The 26,455-nt window shown below is 69.3% G+C and carries 25 protein-coding genes; 11 read left to right on the top strand and 14 right to left on the bottom strand.

Going from position 1 to position 26,455, the window contains the following annotated elements; translation table 11 throughout:
- Window positions 1-9 precede the first annotated feature (9 nt).
- From DDE10_RS08670 to DDE10_RS08660, 3 genes are all read right to left on the bottom strand, one after another.
- A complete protein-coding gene (locus DDE10_RS08670; protein WP_432653721.1) occupies window positions 10-528 on the bottom strand; it encodes a thermonuclease family protein in 519 nt (172 codons plus the stop codon).
- A gap of 232 nt (window positions 529-760) precedes the next feature.
- Window positions 761-1,441: a glutathione S-transferase family protein gene (locus DDE10_RS08665; protein ID WP_114952377.1), complete on the bottom strand. Its 681-nt coding sequence runs from the start codon at window positions 1,439-1,441 to the stop codon at window positions 761-763.
- A 37-nt stretch (window positions 1,442-1,478) separates the two neighbouring features.
- A complete protein-coding gene (locus tag DDE10_RS08660) occupies window positions 1,479-1,889 on the bottom strand; it encodes a VOC family protein (RefSeq protein WP_114952376.1) in 411 nt (136 codons plus the stop codon).
- Between the two features lie 69 nt (window positions 1,890-1,958).
- Between DDE10_RS08660 and DDE10_RS08655 the strand changes: the two genes are divergently transcribed.
- The 4 genes from DDE10_RS08655 to DDE10_RS08640 all read left to right on the top strand — a co-directional run bounded on the left by DDE10_RS08655 (window position 1,959) and on the right by DDE10_RS08640 (window position 6,222).
- The gene (locus tag DDE10_RS08655; RefSeq protein WP_114952375.1) at window positions 1,959-2,411 is read left to right on the top strand and encodes a MarR family winged helix-turn-helix transcriptional regulator; all 453 of its coding nucleotides are present in this window, start codon (window positions 1,959-1,961) and stop codon (window positions 2,409-2,411) included.
- Between the two features lie 64 nt (window positions 2,412-2,475).
- Window positions 2,476-3,885 carry an alpha/beta fold hydrolase gene (locus DDE10_RS08650; protein ID WP_114952374.1) on the top strand — a complete coding sequence of 470 codons (1,410 nt, stop codon included), beginning with the start codon at window positions 2,476-2,478 and terminating at the stop codon, window positions 3,883-3,885.
- A gap of 198 nt (window positions 3,886-4,083) precedes the next feature.
- Window positions 4,084-4,854 carry a WecB/TagA/CpsF family glycosyltransferase gene (locus DDE10_RS08645; protein ID WP_284734530.1) on the top strand — a complete coding sequence of 257 codons (771 nt, stop codon included), beginning with the start codon at window positions 4,084-4,086 and terminating at the stop codon, window positions 4,852-4,854.
- 6 nt (window positions 4,855-4,860) lie between these two features.
- Window positions 4,861-6,222, top strand: coding sequence for a hypothetical protein (locus DDE10_RS08640; protein WP_114952373.1), 1,362 nt, complete (start codon window positions 4,861-4,863; stop codon window positions 6,220-6,222).
- Here DDE10_RS08640 and DDE10_RS08635 read toward each other — a convergent pair.
- The 4 genes from DDE10_RS08635 to DDE10_RS23760 form a co-directional block, all read right to left on the bottom strand.
- Window positions 6,219-6,872, bottom strand: a complete 654-nt coding sequence (locus DDE10_RS08635; RefSeq protein ID WP_114952372.1) for an FkbM family methyltransferase — start codon at window positions 6,870-6,872, stop codon at window positions 6,219-6,221. The two genes, DDE10_RS08640 and DDE10_RS08635, sit on opposite strands and share 4 nt — an antisense overlap.
- The gene (locus DDE10_RS08630; protein ID WP_162806506.1) at window positions 6,869-7,504 is read right to left on the bottom strand and encodes a class I SAM-dependent methyltransferase; all 636 of its coding nucleotides are present in this window, start codon (window positions 7,502-7,504) and stop codon (window positions 6,869-6,871) included. Before DDE10_RS08630 ends, DDE10_RS08635 begins: the two co-directional genes overlap by 4 nt.
- 88 nt (window positions 7,505-7,592) lie before the next feature.
- Window positions 7,593-8,813, bottom strand: a complete 1,221-nt coding sequence (locus tag DDE10_RS08625; protein WP_162806504.1) for an O-antigen ligase family protein — start codon at window positions 8,811-8,813, stop codon at window positions 7,593-7,595.
- A gap of 82 nt (window positions 8,814-8,895) precedes the next feature.
- Complete coding sequence (locus tag DDE10_RS23760) at window positions 8,896-10,314, bottom strand: sugar transferase (RefSeq protein ID WP_114952369.1); 1,419 nt, start codon at window positions 10,312-10,314, stop codon at window positions 8,896-8,898.
- A 144-nt stretch (window positions 10,315-10,458) separates the two neighbouring features.
- On the opposite strand from DDE10_RS23760, the gene DDE10_RS08615 reads away from it, so the two are divergent.
- A complete protein-coding gene (locus DDE10_RS08615; protein WP_114952368.1) occupies window positions 10,459-10,743 on the top strand; it encodes a hypothetical protein in 285 nt (94 codons plus the stop codon).
- A 3-nt stretch (window positions 10,744-10,746) separates the two neighbouring features.
- Here the strand turns inward: DDE10_RS08615 and DDE10_RS08610 are convergent, their stop codons facing one another.
- Window positions 10,747-12,075, bottom strand: coding sequence for an ATP-binding protein (locus DDE10_RS08610; protein ID WP_114952367.1), 1,329 nt, complete (start codon window positions 12,073-12,075; stop codon window positions 10,747-10,749).
- Window positions 12,072-12,791 carry a response regulator gene (locus tag DDE10_RS08605; RefSeq protein ID WP_114952366.1) on the bottom strand — a complete coding sequence of 240 codons (720 nt, stop codon included), beginning with the start codon at window positions 12,789-12,791 and terminating at the stop codon, window positions 12,072-12,074. The genes DDE10_RS08610 and DDE10_RS08605 overlap by 4 nt, the downstream gene beginning before the upstream one ends.
- A gap of 159 nt (window positions 12,792-12,950) precedes the next feature.
- Between DDE10_RS08605 and DDE10_RS08600 the strand changes: the two genes are divergently transcribed.
- The 3 genes from DDE10_RS08600 (at window position 12,951) to DDE10_RS08590 (ending at window position 14,789) form a co-directional block, all read left to right on the top strand.
- Window positions 12,951-13,355 carry a hypothetical protein gene (locus DDE10_RS08600; protein WP_162806502.1) on the top strand — a complete coding sequence of 135 codons (405 nt, stop codon included), beginning with the start codon at window positions 12,951-12,953 and terminating at the stop codon, window positions 13,353-13,355.
- Between the two features lie 85 nt (window positions 13,356-13,440).
- Complete coding sequence (locus DDE10_RS08595; RefSeq protein ID WP_114952364.1) at window positions 13,441-13,854, top strand: EF-hand domain-containing protein; 414 nt, start codon at window positions 13,441-13,443, stop codon at window positions 13,852-13,854.
- Window positions 13,854-14,789: an alpha/beta hydrolase family protein gene (locus DDE10_RS08590; protein ID WP_114952363.1), complete on the top strand. Its 936-nt coding sequence runs from the start codon at window positions 13,854-13,856 to the stop codon at window positions 14,787-14,789. Before DDE10_RS08595 ends, DDE10_RS08590 begins: the two co-directional genes overlap by 1 nt.
- 45 nt (window positions 14,790-14,834) lie before the next feature.
- Here the strand turns inward: DDE10_RS08590 and katG are convergent, their stop codons facing one another.
- The 5 genes from katG to DDE10_RS08565 form a co-directional block, all read right to left on the bottom strand.
- A complete protein-coding gene (katG, locus tag DDE10_RS08585; RefSeq protein ID WP_114952362.1) occupies window positions 14,835-17,066 on the bottom strand; it encodes a catalase/peroxidase HPI in 2,232 nt (743 codons plus the stop codon).
- Between the two features lie 124 nt (window positions 17,067-17,190).
- On the bottom strand, window positions 17,191-17,832 hold the full coding sequence (locus DDE10_RS08580; protein WP_284734529.1) for an isochorismatase family protein: 642 nt from the start codon (window positions 17,830-17,832) through the stop codon (window positions 17,191-17,193).
- On the bottom strand, window positions 17,789-18,688 hold the full coding sequence (locus tag DDE10_RS08575; RefSeq protein ID WP_114952361.1) for an iron-containing redox enzyme family protein: 900 nt from the start codon (window positions 18,686-18,688) through the stop codon (window positions 17,789-17,791). Before DDE10_RS08575 ends, DDE10_RS08580 begins: the two co-directional genes overlap by 44 nt.
- A gap of 225 nt (window positions 18,689-18,913) precedes the next feature.
- Window positions 18,914-20,446 (bottom strand): tannase/feruloyl esterase family alpha/beta hydrolase, encoded by a 1,533-nt coding sequence (locus DDE10_RS08570; protein WP_162806500.1) that lies wholly within the window; start codon window positions 20,444-20,446, stop codon window positions 18,914-18,916.
- A gap of 207 nt (window positions 20,447-20,653) precedes the next feature.
- On the bottom strand, window positions 20,654-23,560 hold the full coding sequence (locus DDE10_RS08565) for a CHAT domain-containing protein (RefSeq protein ID WP_162806498.1): 2,907 nt from the start codon (window positions 23,558-23,560) through the stop codon (window positions 20,654-20,656).
- Between the two features lie 174 nt (window positions 23,561-23,734).
- Here DDE10_RS08565 and DDE10_RS08560 point away from each other — a divergent pair, with 174 nt between their 5' ends.
- From DDE10_RS08560 to DDE10_RS08550, 3 genes are read left to right on the top strand one after another with little or no spacing between them, the layout of a single operon-like run.
- On the top strand, window positions 23,735-24,418 hold the full coding sequence (locus DDE10_RS08560; protein WP_114952358.1) for a response regulator transcription factor: 684 nt from the start codon (window positions 23,735-23,737) through the stop codon (window positions 24,416-24,418).
- Window positions 24,415-25,761: a sensor histidine kinase gene (locus DDE10_RS08555; RefSeq protein ID WP_114952357.1), complete on the top strand. Its 1,347-nt coding sequence runs from the start codon at window positions 24,415-24,417 to the stop codon at window positions 25,759-25,761. Before DDE10_RS08560 ends, DDE10_RS08555 begins: the two co-directional genes overlap by 4 nt.
- Entirely contained in the window at window positions 25,758-26,363 is a 606-nt protein-coding gene (locus DDE10_RS08550) for a hypothetical protein (protein WP_114952356.1), read from the top strand. Before DDE10_RS08555 ends, DDE10_RS08550 begins: the two co-directional genes overlap by 4 nt.
- Window positions 26,364-26,455: the final 92 nt, after the last annotated feature.

Here is a 26,455-nt window from a genome sequence, read left to right as displayed (position 1 = left end):
GCGCGCGGCTTATCGGTTGGGCGGGATGCAGGAGACGAGGCGGCCCTCGGGATCATATTCGGGCCAGCGCACGGCTGTCCCGGTGCGCAGCATCTCGCAGCTGAGATCGGTGCCCGTCGCCGTCCGGCAGCTCGCGTTCACATTGCTGTAGGAAGGCCCGTAGGACGTGCATTCCAGCCGGCCGACCGCCAGGCGGGTGAGCTCCGCCTTGGCCGCCTCGCCGCTGGCCTCGGGGCAGAGGTCGGGATAGCGGCACGCATTGTCGACCTCCCTCGCCTCGATGCCGCGCAGCCGCACCCGGACCTGCTTCCCCTCGAGGTCCACCTCGGTACAATTGATGGGTCCGTCGCCGTCATAGACGGATTGCACCGAGCACGGAAATTGCCGGCCGGCCGACGTGTCGACGGCCGCGGTCCCGGTATCGCCCAGGGCGCTCACCAGGATGAAGAGCATGGCCGCGAGGATGATCAGGCCGATGGCGATCCCGCCAAGGCCGATCCGTCCCAGCCGCCCACCCATCTTTTCCACCGTGCGCCCCTCAGTTCAGGATTGCGGCGCCCTATCCGGCCCGCGCGGCGGCTGGCCCGCGCCGTACGACGAAGCACCCGCACCGTACGACGAAGAATGACGCAGTGCGGCAAAGAAGGCAACGACGGTTGCGAGGCCGAGACCTCCCTTTCCAGCGGAATCGCGCTGCGGCAATGACTTGCGCGCAGGACCGGGAACGGGCGCGGCGCAATCGAGCGCCCGGCGCGGATCCCTAGCGGGCTGGCTGGAGCACGGGTACCTCCTCGCGCGGCCCGTAGCGCTCGAACGGGGCGAGCTGGCTCGCGAGCGCCTTCTGGAATGCCGGCCGCGCCTCGCCGCGGGCCTGATGGGCCGCAAGGGCAGGCCGCGCCGCGACGAGATCGGTGTGGCGCAGGATTCGCAGCACCGTCGTCATCATCAGGTCGCCGGCGGTGAAGCGGCCATCTTCGAGCCAGTCGCGGCCGTCGAGACGCGCTTCGAGCGCATCGAGCTTGCGCTCGACCATCGCCACCGCGCCGGGGCGGCGTATCGCCGCCCATTCCTCCGCGGCGTGGAACAGGTCGATCCCGGCGAGTTCCTGGATCGCCGGCTCGACGCTGTTGAGCGCCGCGAACACCCATTGAACGGCGCGAGCCCGAGCCTCGGGATCGGCGGGAAGCAAGGACTCTGACTGCTGTCCGATATGGAGAAGGATGGCACCCGATTCGAACAAGGTGAGATCGCCCTCCTCATAGACCGGTACCTGCCCGAACGGCTGAACGGCACGGTGATGGGGGCTGTCCTGCTCACCCTGGCCAAGCAGGCGAGCCTGGTAGGGCAATCCCGCTTCCTCGAGCGCCCAGCGGACACGCAGGTCGCGGACGAGTCCGGCCGCGAAAGGCGGCACCCACTGAAAAGCAGTGATCCTGATCATGTCTCGATCCTCTCCCGAAGTCTCTGCCAGGCGGCGTTCAGCCCTGGGCGGGTTCCGACTGGCCGAGCGACCAATGGACGCCGAAGGGGTCGCGGAGCTGCCCGTAGCGATCGCCCCAGAACTGCTTCTCGAGCTTCATCGTGACCTCGGCACCGGCGGCGAGCGCGCGGTTCCACCAGGAATCGACGTCGTCGACCTGGAGATGCATGGTGAAGTTGTTCGACGGCTGGGGGCCGTACCCATATTCCGGAAAATGGTCGTTGATCATGAGCGACCCGCCATTGATCTCCAAATGGCAGTGGATCAGCCGCTTGCCGTCCTCGGCCGGCATCCGGGCGAGCTCGCGGGCGCCGAAGGCCCGTTGGTAGAAATCGGATGCCCGAGCGGCTCCATCGAGGCTGATGTGCGGCACCACGCCGCCGTCGGGGCCGACCTTTCCTTCTTCCATGATCCCTCTCCTTCGACGATTCGCCGGACATCACTGGTGCAACGATGAACTTGCATATACAAGTACCTGATGACGCGTTTCGATCCTGCACAGGTCATGACGGCGGGATGCCTGTGTTTCCGCACCCGCCGGCTGTCCCGGCTGATCACCCGCGCTTATGACGAGGCGCTTCGGCCGACCGGGCTGCAGGCAACCCAGCTGACGCTCCTCAACGCCGTCGCCATGGGGGGCGCAGACGGCCAGCCCATGCCGCGGCTCACGTCCATCCTCGCCATGGATGCCACCACTTTGTCTCGGAACCTGCGCCCGTTGGAGCGGGAAGGTCTGATCGGCATCCGCCAGCGCGAGGATGACCGCCGGGCGCGCGTGGCGTGGGTGACTCCGGCCGGTGAGGCACGCCTCGAAGCGGCTTTGCCCTTCTGGCGGCAGGCGCATTCCAGGATCGAGGCTGCACTGGGCCCCGATTTGGCCGACGGCCTGCGCGAAGGGCTCGACGCCGCCGCCGGGGCGCTTTCCAACTGATCGACGGCCCGAATTTCGCAAGATCGATCAACCGGTCGAGCCTTGCGACTGCTATGCCGAGCGGATGACCCCCATCCGCACCCTGCTCGGCGCCGCCGCCGCCTTCCTCTGCCTCGCCGCCACGCCCGCCTGGTCGGCTCCGGACGATCTCCCCCGCCGATCCTTCCTCGGCATCGCCATGGCGGCCGAGCGCCAGAGCCCGGGCGGCGCCACCGTCACCCAGGTGATCCCCGGCGGCACGGCCGCGACGATCGGTGTCAGCGAGGGCGATGTCGTCGTCCGCGCCGGTGACCAGCCGATCGCCTCCTCGGACGATCTCGTCACCTACGCCTCCCGCCTCGACGAGGGCGTGCCGGTAACCCTTACCGTCCGGCGCGGCGGACGCGAGATGCGGTTGAGCGGCCCGGCGGCGCCGCGTCCGCGCGAAAGCTATGACGGCGCCACGGTCGATTACGGTGTCGTGCCGTGGCGCGGCGGCAGGCTGCGCGACCTGCTCGCATTGCCCGAGGGCAGGCCGTCGCCGCCGGTCGTGTTCCTGATCCAGGGCTTCACCTGCGCCAGCGCCGAATCCCCGAGCCCCGACCATCCCTATCGCCGCATGGGCGAGGCGCTGCTGCGCGCCGGCATCGGCTATTACCGGGTGGAGAAACCGGGGATCGGCGACAGCCGAGACACCCCGCATTGCTCGGCGATCGACTATGAGACCGAGCTCGATGCCTTCCGCGCGGCCTATCGCCATTTGACAGAGGCCCGCGGCGTGCCGGCGGAGCGGATCTTCCTCTTCGGACATTCGCTCGGCGGCCTGCAGGCGCCGATGCTGGCGGCCGAGCAGCCCCCGCGCGGAGTCGCCGTCTACGGCACGGTGGTGCGCAACTGGGCCGACTATCACTGGGACATCAGCGTCATCCAGAATTTCCTCACCACCGGCGCCGATCCTGTCGAGGTAGTGCGCCAGGCCGAGACCTATCGCGACGTCTTCCGGCTCTTCTATCGGGAGCGGCGAACGCCGGCGCAGATCGCCGCCCTCGACCCCGCTTATGCCACCGGGCTGCGCGAGAGCTTCAACTGGGACGGCGGCGACAACGTCTTCGGGCGCCATTTCAAATATGACCAGGATCTCGCCCACCAGCCGCTGGTCTCCGCCTGGCGAGACGCGCGCACCCGCGTATTATCGCTCTACGGCGAGTCCGACATGGTCGCCCTCGACGACGAGGACCACCGGCTGATCGCCGACATCGTCAATCATTACCGGCCGGGGACGGCGCGCTATTTCGGCATTCCCGGCACCGGCCACGGCTTCGAGCTGATCGGCACCCGCGAGGAGGTCCGTGCCCGGGCCCGGACGGGGTCCCCGTTCCAGCCGGCGTTCAACCCCGAAGTGGCGCAGGCGGTGATCGACTGGATCGGCGAGGCGATGGCGGCCGCGCCCGTCCCCCAGGCCGCGCCCGATCGTAGCAGCGCGAGCTCCGGCTGAAATTTGCCGGACGGACGGCCGCGCTGGAACTTCCCCTCCGGCGGGCGGCGGCGCGGTCGGTTCTTCACCGGCTGCGCCCTGTCGGCCACGTTGCACCGGTGCAAATCCTAAGCCGTTGTTTACCGTTCTGGATTAGTCCCGAACCGGACGCCGTCTGACGGACGGCCCACTGCGCGATGGGACGGGAGAGCAAGGCCCTTGAGGATCGAGTTCCTCGGCACGTCGATGGACCTTCTCTCGGCGCGGGACACGGTGGACCGGGCGGTGGAAGCGATGCGTTCCCGCCAGCCATTGACCCATGTCGCGATGAACGTCGCCAAATTCGTCAGGATGCGCCGGGATGCGGAGCTGCGGCGCGACGTCATCGCCGCCGACATCATCGGCGTGGACGGCATGGGACTGGTGCTCGCGCTCCGCCTGTTCGGCCGGAAGGATGCGGAGCGGGTCGCCGGGGTCGACCTCATGTTCATGCTGCTGGACAGATGCGCGGAGCTCGGGCTGCGGCCCTTCATTCTCGGTGCGCGCCGCGAGGTGCTCGAGCAGGCGGCGCAGGCGGCGCGCCGGCGCTGGCCCGGCCTCGAATTCGCCGGTCTCAGGGACGGCTATTTCTCCGTCGAGGAGGAGTCGGACGTCGTCGAGCTCATCCGCGGCTGTGAGGCCGACTGCCTCTTCGTCGCCATGCCGACGCCCCGCAAGGAGCGATTTCTCCTCAAGAACCGGGATCGGCTCGACATTCCGTTCGTCATGGGCGTCGGTGGGTCGGTCGACGTGCTCGCCGGGTCGGTCCCTCGCGCGCCGGTCTGGATGCAGCGCCACGGGCTGGAATGGCTCCACCGTCTCCTCCAGGAGCCGCGCAAGATGTTCTGGCGCTACACTTCGACCAATGTCGCCTTTGCGGTGATCCTGGCACGGGCAGCGTTCGCCCGCCTGTTGGGCCGGGCGGCCATCCGGCTGCCGGCGGAATCCTAGGCGGCGATGGCGATGATCGGTGAAGCGGTCGGCCGGCCGGCCGCAGCGGCGCATGGACGCGTGCGGCGGCGACGCATCTGGCTCTCCTACGCGACGGCCGGGATATCCAAGAGTGCGGCCGCGATCGTGCAGTTGTCCGCCCTTCCGATCGTCGCCTTCACCCTCGGTGCGGAGCGCTTCGGCGCGCTGCTCGTGCTCGGCGCTGTCGGCGCAGTGGCTTGCCTGCCGGCACGCGCCATCGTGCCGGCAGCCTCGATCGGAATCGCCCGCGCCCGAGGCCGGGGGGACCTCGCGGCAGCGAGAGCGGAGGCGTGGAGCGCTTGTCTGCTCTCGATCGCTTTGGGCATTGCCGCCATGCTTGCCGTTGCCGGCGCGGCGTTCGTGCTCGATCCTTCGGTCCTGTTCGGCCGCGCTTCGCCCGATCTGCTGGACGAAGCAAGGGGCGGCATCGCGGCGATCCTGCTGCTCATCTTCGCCACCTACTTCCTGGCTTGGGTCGAGGGTGTCCGCACCGGCTATGAGGAGAATCATCTCAACAACCTGTTCAGCCTGATCGGCTCGGCGGCGGCGCTTGCCGGCATCGGACTGGCCTGGGCGTTCTCGCCCAATATCCCCGCCTTCTTCGTCGCCACTTACGTGCTCTATCCGCTGGTCCAGGGCGTCAACCTGGCCTTCCTGCCGCGCGAGCGCTGGTCCGGCCCGGACCGTCGGCCGCTCGATCGGCAAACCGCTGCCGGGACGATGCGCCGGGCGCTCGGCTGGAGTGTCGCCCAGGGTGGCGTCGCCCTTCATCTGCAGGGCTCCATCTATCTCGCCGCCCAGGCTTTCGGGCTCAGCGCCGGCGCACTGGTTGGGGGCATGGTCCGCCTGTTCCAGATCCTCCACGGTTTCCTGCTGGCGCTGCTCAATCCAGTCCTGCCGACGCTCAGCCATGCCGCCGCTTCGGGAGACCGGGCTTGGCTGTTCGAGGCGGGACGGCGAACCGCCGTGTTCATCCTTGGCGGTCTCTCACTGATCGGAATCGCCATCGCCGTCGGCGGCGGCGCCGTCATGAAGCATTGGCTCGGGCTCGCACCAGCGGATGACGCCCTCCTCTTTGCCGCGTTCGGGGCCATGGCCGCCTTCCACATGGGCGCACAGCTCTACTATCTCATGCTCCTCGCCCTGGGCGACGGACGGCGGCCGAGCCAGCATCTTCTCGTCGCCGGCCTGGGCGGCCTCGGAGCGGGCCTGGTCGCGATGCAGGACCTCGGCCTCGCCGGCCTCCTGTGGGCGCAGGCGGCGGCCATGCTCGTCATCGGCTTCGCGCCGATCGCGCTGCGCCTCGCGGCTCGCCTCGGCTCGTGGGGCGGTGCGGCGCCCCGCTAGATTCCGAGCAGGTTTCCGGTCCTGTAGAAGATCGACGTGCAGGATTCGCGGGCGGTGATCGGCGTCATGCCCCAGAAGGGCAGCTCGCGGTAACCGGCTTCGGCGAGGAATGCCCGCCCCTCGTGATAATAAGGCCGGTGGAAGTCGTCCCAGATGACGACCCCCGCTTGCGAGATCACCGGCAGGCTGTTTCGGCAGCAGCGCACCCGGCGGCGCCCATCGACCACGACAATATCGAAGGGGCCTCCCCGATCGACCGCCGCGCGGACGTAGGAATCGCTATCGGGGATCAGGAGCGCCTCGACATTGTCCGGCATCTGCGAGGCAATGCGGTCGAACCAGCCCTGATCCCCTTCGCAGGTAATGATCTGCTTTGCCTTGCGACTCCACCAGAGCGTGGAATTGCCCATCCCGAATTCGAACAAGCGAGTGGTGGGAGGAATGCGATCCTCGAGAAATCGGATGGCTGGATAGGTGTACCAGGGTATCGGATCGCCATCGACATCGACGGCCGCGCCCTCGCGTCGGCTGCGGGTCCATCCGGTCGAACGCAGGAAGCTCTCCCGCCAGAGGAAGAGCTCGCCAAGGTTGCGCGCCGGGGTCGGGATCGTCCCGCGGACCTTGCGATACATGTCCTGCCAGGCGGTCATTTCGCCGACTTCCCTGCTTCGGCGGCTGAACCAACCTCGCCGCGGATCGCCACCAGCGACTTCGTGAAGCCGGCGACCTTTTCCCGCCAGATCCGGGCTTCCGGGAAGAGGTCAGCCAGCTGCGCTGCGCTGAGGAGGCAGATACGCTGGACCGCCATGGTGGCTTCTCCCGCGGAGAGACTCCTCGGCAGGCGGCCCAGCGCCTTCAGCGCGCCGATCCGCGATTGTTCGGGAAGCCAGTGGACGAACGGAAGCTTGTAATGCGGCTCTATCGGGAACCAGACGTTGGGCGTCTGGATGAAGAAGGCGGGCGCCAGGCGCCGGACCTCCGCGCCCATTCGCGCGATGTCGTTCCACGGACCGACATGCTCGATCACGCTGTTCGAATGGACGACGTCGAAGGAGCTGTCGGGAAAGTCGACGGCGCGTGCGTCGCCCTGCCTGACCAGCAGGTTGGCGTCCCTGCCCGTCTCTCCATCGAGGTTCAGGATCGTGATCTCGACATCGTCGGCGCCGTAGAGTCCCGGCAAAGCCCGCCAATAAGCGGCCGTGCCCCCCAGATCGAGAATCTTCAGTGGCCGCCCGAGCCGCCGAAGTCTCAGCGGCTCGATCAGCATCAGGAACGCGCGCATCCGCGCCTGCCGAAAGCGGTTGCCGAGATCGTGGGGGCGCAGAGGGCGCGTGGGTGCGGCTGGGTCAGACTGGAATATGGTCGCCATGTCAGTGGCCCCTGAGCTGGATCGGAGGCGGCGAAGCCAGCACGAATGCAAGCGCGAGTACCACCATCATGAAGGGATAGGGATGATAGAGCGCACCTTCGTACATCGCCATCGTCGCCAGCGAAGCGGCGACGAGAAAAGGCGGCACGAGCGCCGGACCGCCGGCGCGCGCGGCGGCGAGGAAGCGCCAGCCGAGCCAGCCCGCCAGCACCAGCCAGCACATGAAGCCGACCATTCCCCATTGCACCAGCACCTGGACGAGAATGTTGTGAGGATGGTTGAACTGGCCCCAGCTCGGGACGGCGACGAGGAACTGGCTCTCGCCCCAGCCGAACAGCGGCCGCTCGAGGATGGCATCGAACGAGGCCGCCCACATGCGCAGGCGCCCGGTGGCGAGCTCGTCGGCGCCCGTCGCCGCCGCCGTCTCCGAGATGCGCCACAGCCCGTAAAAGGCATGCGGCGCCTGGTGGAGGAGCGAGACCAGGGCGCCGCCGATATGGGCGATCACCAAGGCGACGACGGCGCGCCGATTGCGCATCGAGGGCAGGAAGACGAGGCCCGCGGCGAACGCTGCGAACACGGCGAAGAGCGAGCCGCGCGTCCCGGACCAGCATGACAAGGCGACGAGCAGGGTGGCAGCCGCCACGGCGAGCGCATAGCCGCTTCGGCTGCGAGCGATGGCGGCGAGGCCCAGCGCCGCGCCAGCACCGGCGGCCGAGTAGAAGCCGGTCTGCCGGATATGGCCGACGGCGAGACCGAAGCTCTTCCAGTCGAACCGGGGCTCGTCATGGACTGCAAAGACCCAGGCCGCCACCATGGCGACGTAGAGGCAGGTGCCGATGGTGATCCACCACCAGGCCGACGAGGCCAGCCCCGCCCAGCGGGTCCGGAACAGATGCCAGGCGCTCAGCCCGAACAGCAGGTGGATGGCGAGCTGAGCGGTGCGGATCCAGGCGCGCGCCGGGATGACGGCGGTCAAAGCCGTGCCGATCGCCACCGCGAGCAAGGTCGCGAGGAGCAGTTTCGCCCAGGCGGGCATCGCGCCGAGCGTGCGGCGGATCTCGAAGCCGGACGCCAGGGCCAGGACGATGACCAGCAGTTCGATCAGCGTGATGGGCAGGGAAAGTCCGAGAGCGAGGGCCTGGCCGATGCGCCGCTCTCCGGACGGGTTCCAGCTCGCTAAGGCGAAGAGGAAGGGCGCAAGCGCGACCAGCAGCCACACCGCATGGGCTACGTCCCCGCGGGCCGGTGCAACGCGCGCCGGCGGGGGCGTCAGGCCATCCACCGGCATTCCGGCAGGCACTTCAATAGGCATTGCGATGGACCAGCACGTTCAGGGTTCGGACGAGGATGGAGATGTCGCGGCCCAGGCTCCAGCCGTCGAGATATTCGAGATCGGCCTGGAGCCGATTGGTCACGTCGGACCGGCAGGCTGTGGCGCCCCGATATCCCCGTATCTGGGCAAGGCCCGTCATGCCGGGCTTGATGGCGTGGCGATCCCAGTAGCGCTCCTCGATCAGCCAGAAAGGCGCGTCCTCCGCGGTCGACCCAAGCGCGTGCGGGCGCGGCCCGACCAGGCTCATCTCACCGCTCAGCACGTTGAGGAGTTGGGGCAGCTCGTCGAGGCTGGTGCGGCGGAGCAGCCGTCCCACCCGGGTGATCCGGTCGTCGTCGCGCGCGGTCGAGCGGTCGCCGGCCGTATCCGTCGCCTCCGCACGCATCGTTCGAAACTTGAGCATGCCGAACAGGCGGTTGCCCCTCCCCATCCGCGGCTGGCGAAAGAGGACGGGGCCCGGGGAATCGAGGCGGATGGCCGCGGCGACCAGCGTCAGCAGCGGCAGCAACAGGAGCAGGACGGGCACCGAGACGACAAGATCGAAAGCGCGCTTCAGCGCCCGCTGACGCAGCCCAAGCGGGCCACAGCCGACGAGGATCGTGGCGCGGCCGGCGTGACGGCGAAGGCCGATGGCGCCGAGCCGGTCGAGATCGGGGCTGAGCAGCTCGACGTCCACATTGGCACCGGCGAGCATGCGCGACCAGGCGGCGCGGCGTTCCGCCGGGCAAGCCAGGATGACGCGTTCGCTGCCGGCGAGAAGCCGGCCGAGCCGATCGAGCATCGACGGATCGTCGATCGACGGCCGAAGTTCCTCCCGCCGGGCGTCGACCACCAGCTCCGCGCCCGGCGCCGTGGCGGCAACTCCGTCGACGATGAGCACCTCGCGCCGGAAGGTCCAGCCGCAACGCCGGCCGATCGCCTCGCCGAATCGCGCCCGTGCGGCGGCGATCATGAGCAAGGAGAGGATCGAACCGAGCCCGAAGACGACGCGGGAGAAATCCTGGCCGATCTTGAAAGTGAAGAGGACGAAGGTCGCGACCGCTATGGCGAAGAGCAGCGACTGCGTCGCCAGGCCGACGCTCCGCCGGCTGCTCTCGAGCGCCTGGAGCGACCAGGTCCCGCCATTCAGCCCGATGGCAAGGTAGAGCGGGAAGAGCAGGGCGAGGGTGTTCACGCCATAGGAAGCGAAAGGCCGGTGGAAATAGGCGACGTTCGCCAGGAGGAAGGATGCTGCCATGAGCAGGCCGTCGGCGGCGATCATGAACAGGTAGAGGCGCAGCCGCAGGCGATGGAAGTCGCCCGTCCAGGCCGGAACGGCTTGCGCCGCTGCACCGATCGGCCCGATCGTCGGGGCTTCCGCAATGAACCGTCCACTGATCTGATTCACGCGTGCCCTCACCTCGTCCGGGCTGTCCCTCCTTCACTAAGCCGGAAATTGGTTAAGGCGGGGTTAGAGGGGCTCGCGCGCTTGCGCCGACCCCGGCCGAGGTCTAGGTTGTGATCAACATCGCGGAACAGCGATGGAGAGAGGATGGACCGCAACGCACTCGGACTGGATCCGACGCGGCCGCACTGGGTGCCGGCCGTCGTCGCGCCGGTGCGCGATTGGGAGGGGGTGCCGGGCTGTCGCCGCGGCGCCCGCTTCCTCATCGACCGGCACAATTGCCGCCCCGCTCGTTCCGACTTTCCCGTCTTCGACACGCGCGCCGAATGCCTGCGCTGGATCATGGCCCACCGGCTCGAGCTCAACCGCAACGCGCCCGCCGCTCCTGTCGTCCCGGTTGATCTGGCCCGCTGGATGCTCGGGCTGGCCTGACGATCACGCTCGCGGAAAGCGCACGGTCGCCAGCAGCCCGCCTTCCGGGCGATTGCGGATCTCGACGCAGCCGCCGAGCCCGGCCGTCAGCGCCTTGACGATCGCCAGCCCCAGACCCGCGCCCCCGGTGGCGCGGCCGCGCGACGGCTCGGCGCGCACGAACGGCTCGCCCAGCCGGGCGAGGATGTCGGGGGCCACGCCCGGCCCGGTATCGGCGAAGGTCAGCACGATGTCGCGCTCGTCGGCGGCGAGGCCGACCTCCACCGCCCCGCCGTAGCGCAGCCCGTTCTCGACGAGATTGTTGAAGATGCGCCGGACGGCCAGCGCCGATCCGGCGATGCGATGCCCCTGCCCGGTCACCTTCAGGGTTACCGGCTCGTCCATCTCTCGCCGGACGCCGACGAGCGCCTCGATCTCCGCGGCGAGGTCGATCGGCGCGTGCCGGTCCGGCGGCCCGGAATCGCCGGCGGCGAGCAGCAGGCTGTCGTCGAGCAAAGCCGACATCTCCGCTAGGTCCGTCACCGCGCGTTGCCGCTGGTCGGCATCCTCGATGTAGTCCGCACGCAGGCGCAAACGGGTGAGATAGGTGCGCATGTCGTGCGCCACCGCGGCCAGGATCCGGCTGCGCTCGACGAGCAGGCCGGCAATCCGGCCCTTCATCTCGTTGAAGGCGGCGGCGAGATCGCGGGTCTCTCGCGGCCCCTCGACCGCCAGGTCCGGTCCGGCCACGTCCAGCCGGCGGACATCGCGGGTGAGACGGACCAGCGGACGCGTCGAGCGGCGCACCGCCACCCAGATCGCCAGCAGCAGGAGCATGCCGCCGAGGGCGCCGGCGAGCGCCCGCTGGCGCAGGTAGAGGCGCATCGGCGGCGACGGCGCGCCCTCGATCACCAGGACCCCGCCACCGCGAAGCGTGATGGCCAGCCGGCTTGGGGAGGTGAACCGGCTGGGGCCTATCCAGCGCGGCGCCACCCGTGCGAGCCGGCCGCCGCCGTGACTCATCTCGAGCCGCCGTCCAGGCAGCGAACGTTCGTAGCCCTCTCGCAAACCTGCCGGCTCGGGTCCCTCCAGTGCCGGTGGCGCGGCGGCGACGCTCAGCGTGTAAAGGCCCGCGCCCATCGCTCCGGCGAGCGCCGGCCGCCGCGACGGAGGCGCGCGTTCGAGCGCCTCGACGAGAAGGCGCGCCTGCTCGGGTCGCGGAAGGTTCAGCGGCCAGCGATCGCGGCCCATGCCCGGCACGGTCATGACTCCCGCCAAAGAGAGCTGGAGCAGGACGAAGCCGCCGAGCAGGATCAGCGCGATGCGCAGCGACAGGTTGCCGGTCAGGGTCATGGCCGCTCCACCCGAGCGGTGAGCACATAGCCGCCGCCGCGCACCGTCTTGATCAGCCCCTCCGAGCCGGGGCGGCCGGCGAGCTTGCGGCGGATACGGGCGATCTGCACGTCGATGCTGCGATCGAACGGCGCGCTCGATCGCCCGCGGGTCCAGTCGAGCAGCTGGTCGCGGCCGAGCACGCGCTGCGGATGGCGGACGAGGGTGAGGAGCAGGTCGAACTCGCCCCCAGTGAGCTCGATCGCCGCGCCGTCGGGGGCGGCCAGCGCGCGCGCACCGGCATCGAGGACGAAGCTGGCAAAGCGATAGCGCTCCGTCGGAAGCACTCGGCCGGCGCTGTGGGCAGCGCGGGTGCGCCGCAGGATGGCGCGCGCCCGAGCGACAAGCTCGCGGGGGTTGAACGGCTTGGCGAGATAATCGTCGGCTCCGACCTCGAGACCGACGATACGGTCGACATCGTCGCCCCGGGCGGTGACCATCAGCACGGGGATCTCGCCTTCGGCCCGAAGCCGGCGGCAGATGGAGAGGCCGTCCTCGCCGGGCAGCATCAGGTCGAGCACGACCAGGTCGATGCGGCGGCGGGCACGCAGGCGGTCGAGCTCGGCGCCGCCCGCCATCCACTCGGCGGCGAACCCCTCGCGCCTCAGCAGGCCGGCGACGAGCGCGCCGATCTCGGCATCGTCCTCGACGATAGCGATGAAGGTCTCCTCGGCCATGGCGCCATCCTGACAAGCCCGGGCGGCGCGGAAAAGCGGCAATGCCGCCGGTTACATTTCGTCACATTCCCTCACCGGGCGGCCAAACGCCCGATACGTCCGGTCGGTATCCCCGGATCCGCGGACAGCCCCCGTCCGCCTGTCCTGAAGGAGATGAAGATGAACAGGTTCCTCGGTCTCGGAACGATCGCCGCCCTCGCCGCCTCCTGCGCGCTCGCCGCGCCGGCCCAGGCGCGCGATCATGGCCGATCGGTGAGCGCCTATGGCCCGCACGGCCACGGCTTTTCCAGGTCGCGCAGCGTGTCTCGCCAGCCCGGCAGCGTCGCGGTGAGCCGCAGCCTCCAGACCGCCGACGGACGCGGCCATTCCAGCAGCCGCAGCGCAGGCTGGGGCGACGGCCGGTTCAGCGGCAGCGCCAGCCACCGGCTCAACGACGGCCGCAGCTTCGGCCGCAGCCGGACCATCACCGCCCATGACGACGGCTCCTACGGCTATGCCTTCAGCCGCTCCGGCCCGAATGGCGGCCAGCGCTCGCGCAGCGGCACCTATCGGCCGCGGCGGTGAGGGACGGCCGCGCCGGCGCCCCTGCCCCCGCCGGCGCGGCCGCTTCGCCTTCGCGATTCTTTCCTCCATGAATGGAAGCCCAGCCATGACGTTCACCCTCTGCCTAGTCGCCTTCGCGCTTGCCGCGCCCGCTTTGGCCGCGCAGCGCGATCGTGCGGCGATGTTGGATCAGGCCGACGCCAATGGTGACGGCGCGATCAGCCGCGCGGAGTTCGCCGCCCACCGCCTGTCCCAGTTCGACCGCGCCGACCGCGATCGCGACGGTGCGATCGCCCGCGGTGACTTCCGCCGGCTGGCGCGCTTCCGGCCGGAGGCGATGGAGCGGATCGACGCCCTCATCGCGCAGGGCGATTCCAATCGCGATGGCCGCCTCACCCGCGCGGAGCTTCAGGCGGCACCGATGCGGATCTTCGACCTCGCCGATAGCGACGGCGACGGCCGCATCGACGCGGCCGAGCGAAGCGCGTTGCGGGCCGCGGCACCGATCCGGAGGCGGTGATGCTCGCGCGGGCGCTGACGATCGCCTTCCTGCTCCTCGCGGCCGGCTGCGCCGCGCCGGCCGCCGCGGCCGTCACCGTCTGCGAGGCCGTCTGGCGCGATCCCTCGCGGGCCCGGGACCTGCCCGTGCGTATCCGGATGCCGCCAGGCGATCGGCCGGTGCCGGCGATCCTGTTCAGTCACGGCCTGGGAGGCTCGCTGGACAGCGGCAGCGCCTGGTCCGATGCCTGGTCGGACGCCGGCTTCGCCGTGATCAATCTCCAGCATCCGGGGAGCGACCGCTCGATCCTGACCGGCGGCCGGGTGTCGATCATGCGCGCGATGGCACCGCGCCAGCTGGCGGAGCGGGCGCGCGACGTCCGCTTCGTCATCGACCGTCTGGCCGCCGGCGGGGCGGAGGGCGATTGCAGCTTGGAGCGGATCGATTCCCGCCGCGTCGGCCTGTCCGGCCACAGCTATGGCGCGCATACCACGCAGGCCGTGGCGGGGCAGGATTATCCGGCCGGCGCGCTCGCGGATCTCGCCGATCCGCGCGTGCGGGCGGCGATCGCGTTCAGTCCTTCGCCGCCGATGCGCGGCCCGGCCGAGCCGGCCTTCGACGACGTCGCCATTCCCTTCTTCTCGATCACCGGCACGCGCGACGAGGTGCCCTTCCTCCCGCAGATCGGCCCGGCCGACCGCGAGCGGCCATTCCGGGCGATGCCGCCGGGTGGGAAGTATCTGCTCGTCCTCGACGGAGCCACCCACATGACCTTCAATGCGGGCGGCGAACGGCGTCGCGGCCAGCCGCCGCCCGATCCGAGACACGTAAGGATCGTCGCCGGAGCGACGATCGATTTCTGGCGCTGGACGTTGAACGGCGACGAGGTGGCTCGGCGGCGGCTCGAGGCGCTACCCGAACGATTGGCGCCGGGCGACCGGTTCGAGAGGAAGTAGGACGCGCTCCCCTCCCTGGTGGCAGGGAGGGGAGAGGTCAGGCTGTCAGTTCCGCTCCAAGTCGAAGCGGTCCGCGTTCATCACATGCGTCCAGGCGGTGATGAAGTCGGCGACGAACTTCCGTCCGCCATCGTCCGCCGCATAGACTTCGGAGATCGCCCGCAGCTGCGAGTTCGATCCGAAGACGAGGTCGGTGCGGGTCGCCGTCCATTTCTCCTCGTCGGTGCGGCGGCAGGTGCCGACGAAGAGGTCGTCCGCATGATCGTCCACCTGCTTCCACGCCGTGCCCATGTCGAGCAGGTTGACGAAGAAGTCGTTGGTGAGGAGACCCGGCCGATCGGTGAGCACTCCGTGGCGCGAGCCGCGATGGTTGGCGCCGAGCACCCGCAACCCGCCGACCAGCACCGTCATCTGGGGCGCGCTGAGCCCGAGCAGCTGCGAGCGGTCTATCAGCAGCTCCTCGGTCGGGACGCTGAAGCGCACCGACAGATAGTTGCGGAAGCCGTCCGCCTTGGGCTCGAGCGGCTCGAAGCTGTCGACGTCGGTCTGCTCCTGGCTGGCGTCGGCGCGGCCCGGCGTGAACGGCACCGTGACGTCGTGGCCGGCGTCCCGCGCCGCCTTCTCGACCGCGGCCGTTCCGCCGAGGACGATGAGGTCGGCGAGGCTGACCTTCTTGCCGCCCGAGGCGGAGCCGTCATAGTCCGCCTTGATCCGCTCGTAGACGCGAAGGATCGTGGCGAGATTGTCGGGCTCGTTGACTTCCCAGTCGCGCTGCGGGGCCAGTCGGATGCGCGCGCCGTTGGCGCCGCCTCGCTTGTCCGAGCCGCGAAAGGTCGAGGCCGAGGCCCAGGCCGCCTTGACCAGATCGGACGGCGCCAGGCCGGCGCCGAGTATGGTCGCCTTGAGCGAGTCGATGTCCGCCTGATCGACGAGCGGGTGGTCGACCGCCGGGATCGGGTCCTGCCAGATCAGGTCCTCGGCCGGGACGTCCGGACCGAGGTAGCGGACCTTCGGTCCCATGTCGCGGTGGGTGAGCTTGAACCACGCACGGGCGAAGGCATCGGCGAACTGGTCGGGGTTGCGGTAGAAGCGCTCCGAAATCTCCCGATACTTGGGGTCCATCTTGAACGCCATGTCGGCGGTGGTCATCATCGTCGGCAGGCGCCGGTCCGGGCTGTGCGCTCCCGGCGCCATATCCTCGGGCCTCTGGTCGACCGGCTGCCACTGCTGGGCGCCCGCGGGACTCCTCACCAGCTCATAGTCATATTCGAGCAGCATCCGGAAATAGTTGTTCGACCACTGGATCGGCGTCGGCGTCCAGGCGCCTTCCAGGCCGCTGGTGATCGTGTGATCGCCCATGCCGCTTTCGTGGCCGCTCTGCCAGCCGAGGCCCTGCATCGCGATGTCCGCGCCTTCGGGCTCGGCTCCGATCTTGGAGGCGTCGCCGGCGCCGTGGCATTTGCCGAACGTGTGGCCACCGGCGGTCAGCGCGACGGTCTCCTCGTCGTTCATCGCCATGCGCGCGAAAGTCATGCGGATATCGCGCGCCGACTGGAGCGGGTCGGGATTGCCGTCCGGCCCTTCCGGATTGACGTAGATCAGGCCCATCTGGACCGCCGCGAGGGGATCCTCGAACGCCGTGCCCTCGGCATCCACGATGCGCGTCTTGGCGCCCTTGCCGACCCAATTCTCCTCGGTTCCCCAGAAGACGTCGCGTTCCGGCTCGAAGATATCCTCGCGGCCGCCGCCGAAGCCGAAGACCGGCCCGCCCATCGATTCGATGGCCACGTTGCCGGCCATGATCAGCAGGTCCGCCCAGCTGAGCTTGCGGCCATATTTCTTCTTGACCGGCCAGAGCAGGCGCCGCGCCTTGTCGAGATTGGCATTGTCCGGCCAGCTGTTGAGCGGCGCGAAGCGCTGGTTGCCCGACGAGGCGCCACCGCGGCCGTCTCCGGTGCGATAGGTGCCGGCGCTGTGCCAGGCCATGCGGATGAAGAAGGGGCCGTAATGGCCGTAATCGGCCGGCCACCAGGGCTGGCTGTCGGTCATCAGTGCGGTGAGGTCGCGCTTCACCGCCTCATAGTCGAGCGACTCGAACTCCTTCGCATAATCGAAGTCGTCGCCCATCGGATTTCCGTGCAGGCCATGCTGGTGCAGGATCTCCAGCGAGAGCTGGTTGGGCCACCAATCGCGGTTGGTCCGGCCCAGTAGCGCTCTCAGGGCCGCCGGCTCCTTGGCCGGATCGCTGAGGGGGCTGCCGCTCGTCTTTGCGTCCATGTCTCTACGCTCCTCTCCTATGTGTGAGCGCAGGATACGCCCTGCCGGTGATGGGCAGAAACGAACAATCTTGGAGATTGAGACTTGAAAAATCGATCAGTGGCTGCGGCGGCGCGGCTGCGGATCAGGCGAGCACGATCCCGGCCTGGGCGAAACGACGCTCGGCTGTGTCGACGGTGGTTACGTCCCCTTCCGGTAAGGCGATGGCGCGGGTCAGCGGCCTGATCACGACCGCGCCGAAGCCCTCGCGGACCGCGTCGAGCGCCGAATAGGCGACGCAGAAATCGAAAGCGAGGCCGACGAGCACGCAGCGCCTTACGCCTTTCTCGCGCAGATACCCGGCAAGGCCGGTGCTGGTGACGCGGTCATTCTCGTAGAAGGCCGAGTAGGAATCGATCTCGGGATGATAGCCCTTGCGGATGACGAGATGGGCATGGTCGAGTGCGCCGCCCCTCGAGACCGGGTGGAAATCGGCGCCGGCGGTACCCTGGACGCAATGGCCCGGCCACAGCGTCTGGGTACCGCAAGGCGAGCCGCGTCGGGATGATCGGGTCGAACGGGAAGCCGTGATTGTAAGCCCGGGTCGCGAAGTCCATGCTCTCTCCGATCGCACGCCGGCAAGGGCCGGCGGCGGATCGGAGGCGTAGAGCGATTCGGCGCCGGAGGGAATCTCCGAGGCCGCGGCGTGCCGCCGGGCGCAAGCCTCGGCGGTCCCGATTCTGTCAGGACCAGAGGTGCGCGCGATAGCGTTCGAAGCAGCGCTCACCGCATTTGAGCCGGATGAGGGCGCCTTCCGCGATCGCGCGGGCGCGGCGCGGATCTTCCGCCACCGCCGGGCGCAGCGCCTCCCGGTTCCAGTCCTCGCTATGCTTGACGTCGAGCACCGCATGAAGCTCGAAATAATGGCGCTCGCGGCCGGTGAATCCCAGGCGGCGAAGCGCCTTGGCAACCAGGGCCGCGCGGCTCGGGGCCGTCTGCTCGATCGCGCCGAGCGCCCCCACCGAGTGCCAGGCATAACGGCGGGCGCTTGCCATCGCCGTCATCGCATTGGCCAGAGCGAGGCTCTCCCACACGGTGGCCTCGATCCGCGGCTGCAGTTCGAGCCGCTCGACGAGCGCATCGAGCATCGGGCCGTGCATACCCTTGGGATTGCCGCGGCCCATCTCGTCCCAATAGTTGCGGGCGAGCTCAAGCTTCGGGCCCTTGGGCATCTTGACCTGCGTCATCGCGACAAGATCGTCGAAGCCGGCCTCGCCTGCCGCCTCCTGCTCGAGGAACCAGCGCATCTGCTCGATGTCGGCCTCCTCGGCGAGCCACGCAAAAAGCGGGTCGGCCTGACCGGGCCCCGTCTGTTCGAGCGCCTCGAACCAGCGCACGAACCGGTCCGGATCGGTGGGTGCCGCGGCGGCCTCGCCCTCCACCTCCTCGCGCAGCGCCTCCAGGAAGCGGCCTTCGAGCTGCAGCATGCGGTGATCGCGGGCGAGGCCCAGCTCCCAGTCGGCGGACGGGAAGGCAGGCGTAAGACGATGAAAGTTCCATTTCGCCAGGTCCTGCTGGACCTTGTCGTTGAGATAGGGAGCCGTCGCCGAGACTTGATGCTCGACGGGCAGGCGGGTTGCCATGTCCGAAAATCCTCGAAGAATGTTGAGTTTCCAGAACCAATGGAACCTGATCGGGTTCCTTTGGCGCTGCCCGGCAGGAGAGCTGGGTGTCTGGCGAGGAGTAAGAAAATTCAACGAGATCTACATGGGTTAGTCCAGGCAAGACGAGTGTGCGGGCCGCAGGTGTGGTCTGCTTCCAGCCCTCGCCGACGCGTAAGTGACTTGTGCTGACCCCGGATCCGGGCCTCAGCGCGTCGTGTCCGTCGGAAAGGCGCAGGTGAAGTTCGCGGCCTCGTCGGCGCTGCCGCTGCCGTCGTAGGTCGCCACCTGGGGATGCGGGCAGAGCGGCCGCGTGCGCGTGCCGCCGCCCGGCGTGCGGCCGGAGGCGAGGATCGCGTCTGGAGCCCGGTCCAGTTCCACCCAGGCGACGATCGCTGCAAGCGCGTCGAACTGATCGGTGCCCGATCCGCCGCGGCAATGGTCCATACCCGGCACCATGAACAGCCGGAAGAAATCCCCTTCATCCTCGGGGGCGAGTTCCCGAGCGACGGCCTCGTAATAGGCGATGCTGTTATAGGGGGAAAGCAAAGCGTCGGCCCAGCCGTGATAGACGATGAGCTTGCCGCCGCGGTCGCGGAAGTGACGCAGATCGGGATCCCATGCGCCGAGCATCCGGCCGATCCTCGCCTCGAGCGCGGCAATATGGCGATCCGGATCGAAGGTCTCGGCGGTCCAGTCTCGCTCGCTGGCCGGGACAACCTTCATGATCATCGGATCCGCCTGCACGCCCGGCAGGACGACGAAGGGGGCGACGCCCCAGGCGTTACCGGGATAGAGCTGCGTGCCCGCCTCGGTCCGCGCTGGCCCGTAGAGACGGCGGGCGCGATCCGCCTGCGCCCGTGTCAGGCAAGCTCCGTTGTCGCCGGGTTCGCAGATCAGGGTCGCAGGATCGAAGGCGCAACGCTCGGGATTGCCGATGATCCCGTCGCGCACGCCGTCCGCCGGGTCGCAATAGTCCAACGCTGCGCGGTTGAGCAGGGCGACTTGGCTTTCCCCGAGTGCCCCGGCGGGATCGCGACGCTGAAGCGCATCGACCCAGAAGCCGCGGGTCTGAAGCCGTACGAAATTGTTGGCCGGCGCGCCGGCGACGATCCCATCATAATCGTCTGGATAGAGCTGGGCTTCGGTCAGTCCCTGCCAGCCTCCTGAAGAGCAGCCGTCATAATAAGCGCGAAAGGGGGCTCGGCCATAATAAGCGCGGATGATCCTGCGGGCGTTCACCGCGAGCAGATGATGCGCGCGGTGCCCGAAATTCTCGACTCGGTCCGGGTGCCCTTCGACCCAGCTGTCGTCGAAGAAATTGTCGGGCGTGACGTGTCCGGTATCGGTGGAAGCGGTCGCGAAGCCCCGTGAAATCCCGGCGGCCAGCGCCGGATAGTTGATGCCGCCGCTCAGACCGGCATTGCCGACGCCGAGCATTCGGTGATTCCACTCCGGCGGCAGCCAGACCTCGAAGCCTATCTCCCGCTCGATCACGCCGGCGACGCGGCAAAAGGCCGCTTCGGTGTTGGCGTTCGGACCCATGAAGACGTTGAAGGGTGACGGTGGAAAATCCCAGCGCGTCCCGCCGGGAATCGATTCGGCCGCAATGATCCGGACATTTTCGATTTCCAACCCGGCCATGGCCGCGCAATCGCGATCCGCCGCCGAAGCCTGCGCCGCAGGCACTGCCGTCAGCCAGAGCCCGACCAGCCGGACGATCAGTTTCGTCAGTTTCATGGCGCTCCCCCAGACCCGGCGCAGCGGGCGATTTCGTGCAGAATGACCGGATCCGCGGAATTTGCACCCCTTGCTGCCACGCATTTTGTCCGAGCGCGGGTCTTGGCGTCCCCCGCAGGTCGCGGCGGCGCTCTGACAGTCGACGACGGCAAGCCCGTCGCACGTGATCCGCCTCGATGGCACCAAGGCGCGGTCGCGACGGGGGGCTCAGTCGCCGATCAGGATGAACGGCGCCCAGATGGCAGGATGGGCGCCGCCGCTGACGGCGGGGTCGGAGATGAGCGCGAGTTGGGCCTGGCGAAGCGCTTCCGCCCGTCCCAAACCCGCGGCGGCGCCGCGCACGGTGTCGACCGTCAGCCGCGCGGCGGCATCGTCGCGCACGCGCCAGTGCGAAAGCAGGAGCGATCGCGCTCCGGCCAGGCGAAAGGCGCGGGCGAGGCCCGAATAGGTCGGTGCCGAGGCGTTGCGCCCGCCGCCGCTATTGCAGGCGGAAAGTATCACCCAGTCGGCCGGAATGGTCAGCGACGCGATCTCGCTGGCGGTGAGCAGGCCGTCATCCTCGTCGCTTGCCTCGCTTGGCGGGGTAAAGACCAGGGCCGGCTCATGGAGCCCGCTCATCTCCCCACCGATCAGGCCGTGGGTCGCGAAGGCGACGATCGCGAAGGGGCCGAAGTCGATCTGCTTGACCCGGCCTTCCGTCGCCAACGCCCCGGTCAGCAGTTGCGAGGCGCCGCCGGACAAGGCCGCCCGCATCCGCATCAACTCGCCCTCGGCATCGGGCAGGCTCGGCAAGGCACGCAGCGAGGCGAGGTCGACCTCCCCGCCCCGATACAAGGCGGCCTGGCGGAATGGCCCCGGCGGCGCGCTCCCGGCGAGCGCGGGGCTGCCGATGCCGACGAAGCCCAGCCTCGCCGCCGGCGTCGTTCTCCCGCTCGACGCCGCGAAGTCCGAGACGATCGAGACAGCATGGGCTCGCACGAGCCAGTCGGCTTCGGCCAAAGGCGCTCCGGCCGCCAACGGCTCGCGCAGCAGCAGGGCCGGCGACAGGCTGGCCAGCGGCCCCGCCGCCGGGAAGATCAGCTCCGTCCGTCCGGCCAGCGCCTCGGCGAGACCGGCGGGGAACAGGGTGCGGTAGAGGCGATGCGCCGCATCGCTGTCGAACGGCGCCCGGTCCGGATCGGTCGCGAGATGAAAGCTGTCGACGGAGCGGCGCACCCGCTCGACCAGGCCGCCGAGCGCCCCCGGCGACTCGCCGTGGCGAACGCCGGCCCGGGTGACCAGGATCGTGACCGTGCGATCGCCAAGCGACAAGGGCAGGACGACAGCCTGGTCGGGACGAAGACGGACGACCATGTCATCGAGCTCGGCCGGCCGCGGCCGCGCGAGCGCGCGATAGTCCGGGAACTCGCTCTCGATTTCGGAAGCAAGCCGCTGCACCAGCGTCTCGGCTTCGTCGATGCGCCGGCTGATCTCTCCGGGATCGCCGCCTTGGCCGGCTTCCGCCCGCGCCAACTGGCGCCGCAGCCTACCCGTCTGCACGCGTTCCAGGCGGAGACGTTCGACGAGCGGCCCGGCGTCCGTCGACTGCGCTGCCTGCCGCGCCGCCAGCTCCGCATTGACGAGATTGAGCTCCGACAGAAGGCCGAGCTGCGCTGCCCGCACGGCCGCCCTCTCCTCGCCTGCGAGCAGCGCCGCATAGGCATATTCGTTGAAGCCGGAGACCATCACCGGCGACAGCGAGACCAGATCGCTTCGCGAAAGGGCGAGGTCGAGCAGCTTGTCCTCCAGCTGCTGCGCCGCCGGACGGGCGATGGCGAAGGCCTGCTCGGCGCCGCCGGACCGGGCGAGGACGGCCGCATAGGAAAGATCGGCATGCAGCCGGTCGCGATGCCCCTCCGGCAGCAATGCGGAGAGGATCGCGCGCCCGCTCTCGACGAGCCGCAGCGCTTCGGCGCCGTCCCCGCGCTGCATCAGGAGGCGACCCAGGCCGATCTCGGCCAGGGCCGTCTCGCCGCTTCCGGGCGGCAGGTCCCGGCGAAGGGCGGCGATCGCCTCGCCATAGAGCCTGAGCGAATCATCGAGGCGGCCGATCCTGTGGTAGAGCTGGGCGAGCTGGACGCGCGAAGCGCCGCGCATCGACGTGTTGCTGCCCGCCTGATGGAGATCGGCAAAGCGGATCGCCTCGAGATACATCGCCTCCGCCTCGTCGAATCGGTCCTGCATCGCCAGCGCCCGTGCCAGGTTGACCCTCGGGCTATAGCTGTCGGGATGGGTACCGAGTTGGCGGCGGCTGAGGTCGAGCTCGCGGCGGAGCACCTCTTCCGCCTCGGCGAAGCGCCCGAGAGCGAGCAGGACCGCGCTGGAGCTGTTCATCGCCAGAGCCAGGACCGGGTGGTCGGCCGGCAGATTCTGGAAGGCGAAGGCGGCCGCCCGCCGCATCTGCTCGGCCGCTTCAGGGTGATCCACATAGTAATAGGTGACGGCGCAGGAGATCAGGTTGTTGGCGACCATCGCATCGGTCGGCGGAAGGTGGCGGCGGGCCCGGTCGGCGGCAGCGCACATATGGCTGCGGGTGTCGTCGATATTGCCCGCGGCATAGGCCTGATAGGACAGGCTGTTATAGGCGAGCCCCGCTTCGGCACTGTCGTCGCCGTACAGCGCGCGAGCCAGCACGAGCGATCTGCGGCCATAGTCCCTCGCGCGATCCAGTGCGCTGAGGTCGGTCGACAGGAGTGATCCGTAGGCGAGCAGCTCCGGGACGAACGGCGCACGCTCCAGCCCGTGCTGCGCGACCAGGCGCTCGGCCGCCTCGATCTGGTTCCATCCCTCGCCGTAGCTGCCGGCATAGAAATGGGCGATGGCGAGACGGCTATGCACCTCGACACGCAGGGCCGGGGGCGATTCGGGGTCGGCAAGCACGGGCTCGGCGAAGGCGCGCCACGCCGCCAGCTCGACTGCCGGTGTGGCGAAGCGGTCGCGCGCGCGCATCGCCGCCATGTCGGGCAGGTCGGCAACGACCGGCGCCCGGGGAATTTCAGCCAGGGCCGATGACGGCGCGGCGAGAAAGAGCGCCAGGGCCGAAGCCATTGCAAGCGCATCCCGACGCCTGGTCATCCGCCGCTCCCCCCGATGCGACTCGACATGCCTTCCGTTCGCACGCCGCAATGATATGAAAGGCTTATCGGGTGGGCCAAGCAAGCGGATTATTCCTAACAGCATTTGTCATTCCGCCGCCCGCGCGATGCCCGGCTAGGATGGCTGCCGGGCAGCCGGGAGGGGCAGGCAGCGATGAGCGGATTGACCATCCTCCACGTCGAGGACGATCCCGAAGCCGCGCGAGCCGTCGCCGAGCAGCTGCGGCGCGCGGGCGACGAAGTGGAGTGGACGGGCACCGGTGAGGATGGCCTTCGCCGCGCCGCCGCCGGCGATCACGACCTCATCATCCTCGACCGGATGCTTCCCGATCTCAGCGGAATCGAGCTTGTCGGCCGGCTGCGCGACGTCGGCGTCGCGGTGCCGGTGCTGATGCTGTCGGCGCTCGGCCGCAGCGGCGACCGCACGGAGGGGCTCGATGCCGGTGTCGACGACTATCTGGCCAAGCCCTACGAGCCGGCCGAGCTGATCGCTCGCGTCCGCGCGCTCCACCGCCGGGCCGCCGGAGCGCCGCACAGCGCGGTCCTCCTGTTCGGCGATCTCGAATGCCACCTCAAGGCCCGCACCGCCTATCGCCAGGGGCGGCATCTCGCGCTGAGCCCGAAGGAATTCACGCTGTTCCGCTATCTGATGGAGAATGCGGGCGAAGTGGTCACTCGCGACATGCTGCTGCGTCACGTCTGGAATCTCAATTTCGATCCCCAGACCAACGTCATAGACGTCAATGTCGGCCGGCTGCGCCGCAAGCTGGAGGAGGGCTTCGATCGGCCCGTGCTGGAGACGGTCTGGGGTACCGGGTTCCGGCTGGTGACGCGTTGAAGACCGTCGCGCGCTCGCTCTACGGACGGCTTACCGCGGCGATCGCGCTGGTGGCGCTCGCGGCCACGCTGGCGCTGGCGCTGGCGGCGGAGCTGGCAATACGCGACGCGCGCGACGGCAACCTTGCCCGGATGGTCGACACCGATCTTGCCGGGCTCGCCGACATCTATGCCTCCGGGGGCCGGGAGGAGCTGGCCGCGCGCATCCGCGATCGGCTCGCCCTCAGCGAGGGCGGCGCCGACGCACCGCATTATCTGGTCGCCGACGCCTCCGGCCGCCCGCTCGGCGGCGACCTCGACCGCTGGCCGCCGCTCTCGGCCGAGAATAGCGAGGCCGGGTTCGTCGCTACGGCCGCGGGTGAGCGGATGTTCGCGCGCGCCACCCAGCTCGGTCCCGACCTGCGGCTGGTCGTCGGCCGCGAATATCGCAGCTGGGACGCGCTCGCCGCGCGGGTCCGCAACGTTCTCCTGCTTTCGGGAGCGGTCATCGCCGCCCTCATCGTCGCGTTCGGCAATCTGGCGGCCAGCCGCCTGCAACGGCGCGTCAGCGGCATCAACGCAGCCTACCAGGCCGTGGAACGCGGCGAGTTCGATCGCCGTGCCCCGGGTGCAGACCGGAGCGACGAACTCGGCCAGCTCGCCGCCCATGCCAACCGGATGCTGATGCGCATCGAGGCGGTGGTGCGGGCCCATCGCGACATTTCGGACCATGTCGCGCACGAGCTGAGAACGCCGCTGATGCACCTGGACAACCGGCTGCTGCGACTGGTGGAAAGGGCCGAGGGCGGGGAGACGTCCGCCCTGCTCGCCTCGGCCCGCGGCGACATCCGGCATATCATCCGGATGCTCGATTCGCTGCTGGACATATCCGCGAGCGAAGCGCGGCGGGGCGACACGAGCGGGCTCGAGCCGGTGGATCTGTCCGCCCTGGTGACCAACCTGGCCGAGCTCTACGCCGACACCGCCTCCGATCTCGGCATCCGCTTCGACACCGACATTGCTCCGGACATCCAGCTGTGCGGCGATCCGATGCACCTGTCGCGCATGATCACGAACCTGCTCGACAACGCCTTCAAGTTCGGCGGCGCCGACGGCGGCAGGATCCGGTTATCGCTGTCCTCGGGCCCGCGCCTCGAGGTCGCCGACGACGGCCCCGGAATTCCCGAGGACATGCGGGAGCGGATCTTCGAGAGGTTCCAGCGACTGCCCGCGCAGAACGGCCATGGCCACGGACTTGGCCTGGCTCTCGCCCGGGCCATTGCCGCGCGCCACGGGCTCGCCCTCAGGGTGGCCGATGCCGGGCCGGGCGCGCATTTCATCGTCGAGAGGGAAGACCAGCCATGACGATCCGCCTCTGTCTCCTCCTGGTCCTGGCGAGCGCGGGTGCCGGCGACGCCCGCGCGTGCGATCCGGCGCCCGTCGCTGGAGCCGAGCGAACCGGCGAGCTGCGCCTCGCCGGCGCGGTCGCCCGGGCCCTCGCCGGCGGAGCGGAGGCCGAGGGCCGCGGGACCGAGGGCGCGGCCGCATTGCTGGAGGCGGGCCGCTATCTCCAGGCCACCGGCGCGAGGCCGGCCGAGCCGTCGCTCCCCGATCTGGGTCGCGTCTGGTGGAACGAGGGGATTGCGCGCGGCGCCGAGGCCCCGCCGCCGGTTCGTGGCCGGCCGCTCGGCCCGGCCTACCGCCGAGCCCGAATTGGACCGGGCGGCGAGGCCACGCTGGAACAGCTCTTCCTCGCCGGTCAGCGCGCCGAGATCGCGCTGATGCCCTCGCGACCCTCGCCGCTTGTCCTCGAGGTCAGCGATTCCGACGGCCGCACCATCTGCCGCCGCCGCGCCGAGGACCCGCCGGCACAATGCAGCTGGCTGCCGGTCTTCACCACCCGCCACTCGATCGTCATCAAGAATGAGGGCCGCGCGCCGGCCGACTATTTCCTTGTGGTGAACTGAGGTCGCAGGCAGCGCCGCGGGTCTGAAGCCCGCGCCGAATTCCGCCGATTTGGAGATGAGAGTAGCAGCCGTCTGCTTCCCACTCTGATCGT

This window comes from Sphingosinicella terrae (assembly GCF_003347635.1).
GTDB classification, from domain to species: Bacteria; Pseudomonadota; Alphaproteobacteria; order Sphingomonadales; family Sphingomonadaceae; genus Allosphingosinicella; species Allosphingosinicella terrae.
The sequence above is the reverse complement of the archived record's forward strand: the minus strand, read 5'-3'. Positions and strand labels throughout refer to the sequence as shown.

What these genes read in the sequence shown, in the direction of transcription:
- DDE10_RS08570 (WP_162806500.1), bottom strand. Translation starts at nt 20,446, where the DNA reads ATGAAACTGACGAAACTGATCGTCCGGCTGGTCGGGCTCTGGCTGACG.
- DDE10_RS08655 (WP_114952375.1), top strand. Translation starts at nt 1,959, where the DNA reads ATGACGCGTTTCGATCCTGCACAGGTCATGACGGCGGGATGCCTGTGT.
- DDE10_RS08635 (WP_114952372.1), bottom strand. Translation starts at nt 6,872, where the DNA reads ATGACCGCCTGGCAGGACATGTATCGCAAGGTCCGCGGGACGATCCCG.
- DDE10_RS08575 (WP_114952361.1), bottom strand. Translation starts at nt 18,688, where the DNA reads ATGGCAACCCGCCTGCCCGTCGAGCATCAAGTCTCGGCGACGGCTCCC.
- DDE10_RS08660 (WP_114952376.1), bottom strand. Translation starts at nt 1,889, where the DNA reads ATGGAAGAAGGAAAGGTCGGCCCCGACGGCGGCGTGGTGCCGCACATC.
- DDE10_RS08565 (WP_162806498.1), bottom strand. Translation starts at nt 23,560, where the DNA reads ATGACCAGGCGTCGGGATGCGCTTGCAATGGCTTCGGCCCTGGCGCTC.
- DDE10_RS08590 (WP_114952363.1), top strand. Translation starts at nt 13,854, where the DNA reads ATGCTCGCGCGGGCGCTGACGATCGCCTTCCTGCTCCTCGCGGCCGGC.
- DDE10_RS08615 (WP_114952368.1), top strand. Translation starts at nt 10,459, where the DNA reads ATGGACCGCAACGCACTCGGACTGGATCCGACGCGGCCGCACTGGGTG.
- DDE10_RS08560 (WP_114952358.1), top strand. Translation starts at nt 23,735, where the DNA reads ATGAGCGGATTGACCATCCTCCACGTCGAGGACGATCCCGAAGCCGCG.
- katG (WP_114952362.1), bottom strand. Translation starts at nt 17,066, where the DNA reads ATGGACGCAAAGACGAGCGGCAGCCCCCTCAGCGATCCGGCCAAGGAG.
- DDE10_RS08600 (WP_162806502.1), top strand. Translation starts at nt 12,951, where the DNA reads ATGAACAGGTTCCTCGGTCTCGGAACGATCGCCGCCCTCGCCGCCTCC.
- DDE10_RS08610 (WP_114952367.1), bottom strand. Translation starts at nt 12,075, where the DNA reads ATGACCCTGACCGGCAACCTGTCGCTGCGCATCGCGCTGATCCTGCTC.
- DDE10_RS08595 (WP_114952364.1), top strand. Translation starts at nt 13,441, where the DNA reads ATGACGTTCACCCTCTGCCTAGTCGCCTTCGCGCTTGCCGCGCCCGCT.
- DDE10_RS08605 (WP_114952366.1), bottom strand. Translation starts at nt 12,791, where the DNA reads ATGGCCGAGGAGACCTTCATCGCTATCGTCGAGGACGATGCCGAGATC.
- DDE10_RS08630 (WP_162806506.1), bottom strand. Translation starts at nt 7,504, where the DNA reads ATGCGCGCGTTCCTGATGCTGATCGAGCCGCTGAGACTTCGGCGGCTC.
- DDE10_RS08650 (WP_114952374.1), top strand. Translation starts at nt 2,476, where the DNA reads ATGACCCCCATCCGCACCCTGCTCGGCGCCGCCGCCGCCTTCCTCTGC.
- DDE10_RS08550 (WP_114952356.1), top strand. Translation starts at nt 25,758, where the DNA reads ATGACGATCCGCCTCTGTCTCCTCCTGGTCCTGGCGAGCGCGGGTGCC.
- DDE10_RS08665 (WP_114952377.1), bottom strand. Translation starts at nt 1,441, where the DNA reads ATGATCAGGATCACTGCTTTTCAGTGGGTGCCGCCTTTCGCGGCCGGA.
- DDE10_RS08640 (WP_114952373.1), top strand. Translation starts at nt 4,861, where the DNA reads ATGGCGATGATCGGTGAAGCGGTCGGCCGGCCGGCCGCAGCGGCGCAT.